Annotated in this window: 4 protein-coding genes; all 4 read left to right on the forward strand. The window is 53.5% G+C overall.

The features are described 5' to 3' along the window. Window positions 1-636 (forward strand): hypothetical protein (locus B5E41_RS30730; protein WP_210191834.1); only part of this gene is annotated, 636 nt, incomplete at its 5' end. A gap of 525 nt (window positions 637-1,161) precedes the next feature. After that, a complete protein-coding gene (locus B5E41_RS30740) occupies window positions 1,162-2,067 on the forward strand; it encodes a PDDEXK family nuclease (protein WP_141098861.1) in 906 nt (301 codons plus the stop codon). Between the two features lie 143 nt (window positions 2,068-2,210). Next, window positions 2,211-5,048: a hypothetical protein gene (locus tag B5E41_RS30745; protein WP_088397318.1), complete on the forward strand. Its 2,838-nt coding sequence runs from the start codon at window positions 2,211-2,213 to the stop codon at window positions 5,046-5,048. A 287-nt stretch (window positions 5,049-5,335) separates the two neighbouring features. Continuing rightward, window positions 5,336-6,616 carry a hypothetical protein gene (locus B5E41_RS31555; RefSeq protein WP_141098862.1) on the forward strand — a complete coding sequence of 427 codons (1,281 nt, stop codon included), beginning with the start codon at window positions 5,336-5,338 and terminating at the stop codon, window positions 6,614-6,616. Window positions 6,617-6,810 lie beyond the last annotated feature (194 nt).

Below are 6,810 nucleotides of genomic sequence, written 5' to 3' on the forward strand. Positions count from 1 at the left end.
GTTCTAGGTGGGGCTCTTTCTGCTTTTGTGATGGCGCGTAAGGAGGAGGAGGCTCGTCGGGATATGCGAATTGCCAACCTCCAGGCGCTCGATGCAAAACTCGCAGAAACCCATCGGCAGATGAAGTCGAGCAAACGTCGCCTGCGATCAAGGCTTGATCGGAAAGACCCCAAACGGCCCACAATCGCTAAAAGCGATTTCGAGGAGTGTATGGACCAACTCCTTGCTGCCCAGATCGCCGTTGAGGAGGTTCAGGACCTGATAGCGACACGTCGTGATCTGATCAATAAATCGGACATGAGCCTTATCGATCAGGCTTTACACTATGCGGCCCGCTATCTGCACGACGTGTTCGAGGATTATGAAAAAGGTAAGGTCACGCGAGAGGCTGACAGGTTCTTACTGGACGAGGTCGCCGCTCGGAATCTCTATGACTTTCTGGTAAGTTCGCCAGAACCCGAACTGATTACAACACAGCGTGACATCATCAAGGACAAGGGTCGATCTAACGAAGATCGCCACAGGGCACTGGGTATCGTTGAACAGCATAAACCTCGTTATGGGAAAGTCGCACTCGAATGCATGCGCCTAGCCTCATCTACTCTAAAACGCCTTGTGGAAGCCGAACTGCTATGAGAGGAGAGCTCGGCTTCGGGTTGAGAGATGGTCGGAACCGCGCACGCTTCGCAATTATGGTAGCACAACGTCACGATGATGTCTTACCCTGAGCTGCCCGACGACATGACACATCGGGCACACTTCCTTGAGAGCGGATCACTCAAGCGAGATAAGGCAGTGGCTATTGCAGCTTACGCGGATGCCCATGCCCGACAGACGGCTCCGAATGGCAATGTCCTTCTCTCCGTCGCGCTTTACCCCCAGAACGTCCGTCTATTCGAACGACTGGTTGAAGCCGTCGGCGACATTTTAAGTCTCCCCTTCGGCAAGAAGGGGGCTTCAATGGAGACGGATCGCAGGAGATGCAAGCCGGAAAGCCGAAAGATGATTGGCTGAGACTTGCCGACGATAATTTCCGTACGCGGCTTTATCACTGGACCTCGCGCGTCGCGCCGCTCGATCCCAGGATAAAGCTTCCGAAAGATGGCCCCCGCCATACCGGAAAGCCTTCCATGGGACCCCGACCCCCGATTTCAGGAAATCTTGAACCTGACCCAAACCGACCGGCTTGATCAAGCTCTGCAGCTTGTCGAGGAAATCCCTGTCGTCGAGAGGGAAGTTCTCTTCGATGAAGTGACTTACCTGCGCTATCTGGTAGGTGCCGCACCGAAAGGCGACGATCTCCGCTACCTCGCGAGGAAGTATGTTGCCACCTCGTCCATCAGGGCCAGGCTCACCGATGAATTCGACGCCTATATCGCTTGCCTGGATGAAGCTCTCTCCCACGCCGGGCCGCTTCCTTCCGTTTTTCCGGGCCTGTGGGACAGAGGCGATTGGTTCGAGAACGATCCCGACCCACTGAAGCGCGAAACCCCTCCCCTTAAGGATTGGCGAGCCACGCGCGAACACTTCTACCGGCAACTCGTTGCATACAAACACCCACCGGGACCGCGCGGCCGGATTTTCATTTGGAACCCGGACAAGGCTTCGGGCTCCATCCAGTCGTGGCAAAGGGTCTTTACCCCCGACTTCGTCAACGCCGAGAACGCTTTCCGCCGCGCTCGATCTATAGCGGAGATCGGGCGGGGATGGGCGTCGGAAACATCTCTGGTTGATCTCGTGCGCAGCGTCTTTCCTGACGCAATCCACCAGTGGCGGCCGAGTTTCCTTGGCTCTCAGTCGGTGGACATCTACGTCCCCTCGCTGAAGCTCGCGATTGAATATCAAGGCGAGCAGCACTATCGACCAATCTCGCTCTTCGGAGGCGAGCAGGGATTTAAGGCGACGGTAGCCCGCGACGAGCGGAAGCGGGCGCTACTGCAGGCCAACAAAATCCGACTGCTTGAATGGCGGTTCGACCTTGAGATTACGGCTGCAGAGCTTACCATTCAACTCGCTCAATTTACTAGCGCGGCCAACGGCAAAGGCTTAACGAAGCCCAACTGCTGAACTTTGTCACCGTAGTGATCTTTTATAAGCCCGCTACGCGCGACTACTACTATCTGGCTACTATACATAAGGTTGCATTTTCGGCACCTTATTCAAGCCCACGCTCTCATGTTTGCAGTTTGCCGAAATGCTCAGGAGGGAACATGTCGCGTTTGAACCTTTTACGCCTACTGCTTGCTTCCTGCCTTGCAACCATCTGGCCACCGGTTCTGATGGCGCAGGACGTGCCGCCGATCATCGTTGCCCCCCCATCACAAGCGCTAACAGATATGGCTTCGGACGAGGAAAAGGCACGGAAACTTATTCTGGCAGAGACGGCGTATCGCTTGGCCAAATCAGGAAACTCAACAATCGCATATGCGGCTTTAAATCTTCCACGAGCCAAAACGCCTGAAGAGGTTCGGAAGATTATGGTCGACGCCAAAGATGGCCTGGACGAGGTGGTTGGCCGCGATGCATTCGTATCGCTTGTGAAGTTGGGTCCGGTGAACCCGACATATGTCGATGCGATAAACGATTTCACAAAAAACGTCGAGGCCATGAACGGCAACGACTTGCGGCTGTCGGACGTGCCTATCGAGGCAGCACTGACTGCGCTTGTTGGCGCTTATGAGCAACTTCCAGCGGACGTCCGTAATGAGGGAATTTCGAAGCTCGCGGAATTGCAGGGAAAGAACTTCGACGACTACGTGACGAAGGTGCGCGAAAATCGCGTGATGACCGGGGATGCAACTCCGAAAGATGAGGGAGGAATCGACCGCGAGGTCTCGAAGGATGGCATTGCGTTGATGACCGCGAAACTCCGCGAGGTAAGGGAACAGGTTGAGAAATCCGGGGCGGCCCAAACATCTGCGCAGGAAAAAAGAGACCGAGAAGCCGCGCTTGGCCATGACGAAGAACGTCTGCGGGCGGGGGTCTTCTTAACCAGCACTATCTTAGGACAAATCGTTGGGCCAGAAGCGGCTATGAAAGTGCAGGTGACCGGAAACTCCTTTTTGAAGATGTATGATACCATGCAAAAGTTTGGGCCAGGCGGCCTCTCACCTGACAAACTTCTGATGTGCACGAACATGGTGTCTGCAGGCCTGATGATTGCGCAGCTTTTCAGCAATCAGCAAGACCCGACAATGGTCGCCCTGATGCAGATCATGCAGCAGCTGAAGGAAATACAGGCGAAACTCGACGTCATAGATAAGAAGATTGATCGACTGACGAACATAACTTTGGAGGGTTTCGACAAAGTTATCCGGAATGAGCGCTACTCACAGCAGCTTATTAAAGATTTCTCTGGTGTCGTCATGGCTGACATAACCGATGACACACAGCGTGCTGCCATGCAGGCTTACCTTCGTTTTCTTGAAGGGGACGCCGAAACCTATAAGATGTTCTTGCAATGCGATTCCACCTTGCAAGCTCTCCCGCGTGATGAAAAGCAATGCATAGAGGGGCTTGCTCTCGATTTAGCGGGCTCCAGAATTTTCACCACGGACCCGACCAAAACGACCCCCCGCATTCTCGGGCCTACCTGGGTGAACTACTTGCTATCTTTGGGCGCACCTGATGGGGATGGTCAAAAACTGGCACTCTCTCAACTCTCCGCGCCATTTTTCTTTCTTCAGCTCCCCCAAGTGTCGCGAACGGAGATTGCCCGGGACCATGAGGCAATCGCGAGCGCTGCTCAAAGCTACTTTGGGATGAAGCACCCAAAGACAGTTCCAAACCCTGAAATCCTCCAGACCAGGATACAGGTGTTGCTCGCGGCCTCTCAAAACATGCCAACGATTTCCAGCCGGGAGGTCTTGCCGCTGACTGATGAAGCCCTGAGCCGCATTCTCGAAGTGGAGACGTTCCTCGAATCGACAATTGGCGATTCAGTCGCTCTTGACACCGCTTGGGTAAAATTGGCCGAAAGAGCCGATCAGATCGAGGAAGCCGTTAAGACGGACATTAACCAAGTATTTTCTGATAACTTTACGGTTCTACGCACGCAGTTCAGTCAGCCTACCGCAACGAAATGCGCTGATGTAGGAGACCCGCGCAATCCCGTTGCCTTCCCGGCGAACTTGGATTCATTGATACCGCCGGTCTATTGGGTGGCTCAGGAGCTGGGGCTGGGTCAGCCCAAAATGTGCATTGAATACTTAAAGCAGACCGAAGCCCATCAGCACCCACAAGCTACGGACTTAAGGTATTATACGTTCTCATATCGCGTGAAAATCTACTTCCAATTCAGCGACACGGGTTACGAGGACACAGTTCGTATCCTGAACCTGAGCGGGACCGCACCTGATCCCAACTCACGAACAATGCTGATCTCCAGCCGCACGATCACAAGCAACGCAAGTTATACAACATACAACACAGACACTTGGGTGATGGTCCTTCGAGCATGGAACGGCTCCAATGATTATCTCTCGGAGGTGTGGGAGTGCATAGACAATGGCTGCAACGGCCACAACCCCGATCCGGTATTTCTGCGATTTTACAAGGACTCAGTGGAGGAATTAGACGCGGCAACGATTCAAGCTGCGGACACTCGCATAAGGACAAGCGTCAACACAATCCTCAAGAACATTGCTGTTTCCTCCGCGAAGATATGGGACCCCCTTACCCTCAGGGAAGCGCAACCGCAAACGCGCGATAAACTTCTGAGATTCAACATTGTGACAGGCAACGCGATATCGTCAAAGGTCAAAGATTTCATGTTGCTTTCGTTGAGCGCTCAGGACCTGATGTTGGTTGGCCTTTACCATGGGCAAACCGTCTCAAAGTGCCTGCAGACACTGCAGGATTCGAAGCCAGAGAAGATCATCGAACACGCCGTGGACAATGCGTTCGCTGAGGGGCCAGTGCGCTTCGGGGACGACATGCTGCGCGAGCTTCGGTCGACAACGTGCACCAGCAACAAGATGAGTGATGACCTCCAAGCGTCGAAGCGGAGGTTGGTAGACCTCCGTGCTCGTCAATTAGGGTCGCGCTGACTGACAAACGGGACTTGCCATCGCAACTGCGACACAGCTCGTCCGCAATTTGGCAATGCCCCTGCTCCGCCCGCCGCAAGGGCTGCCGCCGAATTGATGTGACCTTGACGCATCCGAGATGCAGGTCATCACGGTCGCGGTCGTTCTCCCCTTATCACTTCAGCAAGCATCGGTTCGAGACTTCCCGAATTTAAACTCTAGCCGAACAAGTTGATTGCGGTTTTCTATTACCTGGAGTTTAGTCAGTCACCGTCTTTTGAAGAGCGTATTGAACACTGGGGGAGCAGATGGTCAGAAAACTTGGAAAGATAATTGGTCTTGCTTTGACAGCCTTGTCGTGGTGCTCAAATTCTCACGCCCAAGAAATTCAGGTGACAATCGGCACAAGCACAATGAAGCTTAGACCCATTTCACCAACTGGGACCACTCATAAGGAGTGGCAGCCTGTTCAAGATAAACCGTGGGATAAGGATGTGACGGGTTTGCTCGATGTTGCGGCAACCATATTGAACGCATTCGGACAGCGGTCTGCACGAAACTCTGCAGTGGAAGACGGCTATGAGAAAGCACGCACTGCGTTTCGACTCGACCCGACCAAGCAATTCTTTGGTTATGACTTGGAGCAATACGTGACGGGGCACGGTGATACACCTTTCACAGCGAGCGAGTATGTCGTTCATGAGCTGAGAGGGTCAACCGTCGATGAAATTATTTACTCTCGTCTTTATCGCGACCCAGAAGTGAAAGCGGACAAACGGTGGGAAACAAGAGCGTTGGTTATCGTGCCGAGAGGCGATCATGACGGAGTTGGCGATGCTCATAGCGTCAGTCGTTCTGAGGTCGAACATATCCAGGCCCTTGCGAGCAATCCTCAGTCCGGCGATTCATTCCGCCAGGAGATGGAAATGCGCCTGGAAGCCGGGGATAAGTTTTCCGAATCTCAATTGTCTATGCGTGGGAAAATACAAGAATTAACTAACAAAGCTGAGAACGAGAAAGCTCATGCCGATGCGCAGTTTGCAAGGGCTGAGAACATTGATGATCAAGCTGGTCGAGAGGCTGAACGAAAGGCTGCGGCGGATGCAGCCGCAGCTGCCGAAGCAGCCAAGAAAGAAGCCGCAAGGATCGAAGAGGAAAGGAAAAAGCAAGAAGATGAATACCGGGCCGAGAAGCAACGGCAGGACGACCAGAAAGCTGAGGCCGACCGCATGAAAGAGTTGGAGCACAAAAAAAAGAGAGAACCATCCGATCAAAAAGAGTATGACGATCTGATCAGTAAAGCAGACCGAATTGGCCATACAGCGGTTGTAGTGCCCTGCGGAGAAGGAAATCAGTCTAGGTCCTGCCAGGATACCGGACAGCCTGCGCCATGCGCTGTTTGCAATACAATAGGTGATTTCAGGTCGCCCTATTTTGTCGGGAATTACGAATTAGTTCCGAGCCCGGCAGGAAGTGTTGACGTATACCAGTTCGGTAAATCGAAGCCAGTATTCCGTATTACTGGCGTTCCTGACCTCTCATCTTTAAACTTCAATCAAAGGTATGTCCCCATCCCCGCGCCGTATTGAGCTGGGGTTTTCGGTGCGCGTAGGAATTTCCTCAAACTAAAATCCTGATTCAGCGCGTCGCAAGGTTACGTCAGCTTAGCCCGCCTTCCGGCCGACCGGGCTGTTGGCGCGAACCAGCGACATCAACATAGGACCAATCGCAAACTCCCGGGCCTCGGTGCGCCGCGTCAGATCGCGAAGATATCCACCGGCCG

This window comes from Rhizobium esperanzae (assembly GCF_002204185.1).
Lineage (GTDB): Bacteria > Pseudomonadota > Alphaproteobacteria > Rhizobiales > Rhizobiaceae > Rhizobium > Rhizobium esperanzae.